Origin of the sequence: Loigolactobacillus bifermentans DSM 20003 (assembly GCF_001434575.1) — a bacterium.
Taxonomy (GTDB): Bacteria; Bacillota; Bacilli; order Lactobacillales; family Lactobacillaceae; genus Loigolactobacillus; species Loigolactobacillus bifermentans.
This window is the reverse complement of the sequence record NZ_AZDA01000145.1, coordinates 1-443: the sequence shown is the minus strand read 5'-3', so window position 1 is coordinate 443 and position 443 is coordinate 1. Positions and strand designations below refer to the sequence as shown.

Genomic DNA, 443 nt, shown 5'->3' with positions numbered 1-443 from the left:
GCACAGCGAACTAAGTCTGTCTTCCAAGTATGTTCGTTTGAAGCATGGGCTTCAGCTTCGGCACCAGGGCCGTAACCGATACAAGGGACGTTGTGACGACCCATGATGGACACACCGTTGGTTGAGAAAGTCCACTTGTCTAATAATGGACGTGCTTCACGCATCTTGATTTGTTGTTCAGGGCCTTGGCGAACTTCACCGAATAAGTTTTCGTGTGTTTCGATCAAAGCTTTGGTAACCGGGCTGTCTTCTGGAATGACCCAAGTTGGGAAGAAGCATTCGATTGGGTATGACAAGCCAGTGTAGCTAGGACGATCGTAGTTGTACATGGATACTTCAACGTCGTCGCCATACTTCTTAACGGCTGGCAATTGACGAATTTCGTCTAAGCAGCTTTCCCAAGTTTCGCCAGCAGTCATCCGACGGTCTAATGAAACGGAGCA

The 443-nt window shown here is 48.5% G+C and carries 1 protein-coding gene; it reads right to left on the bottom strand.

What is annotated here, in order from left to right; all coding sequences use genetic code 11:
- A partial coding sequence (locus FC07_RS15410; protein ID WP_162255892.1) for a zinc-binding metallopeptidase family protein occupies window positions 1-443 on the bottom strand: 443 nt, incomplete at both ends.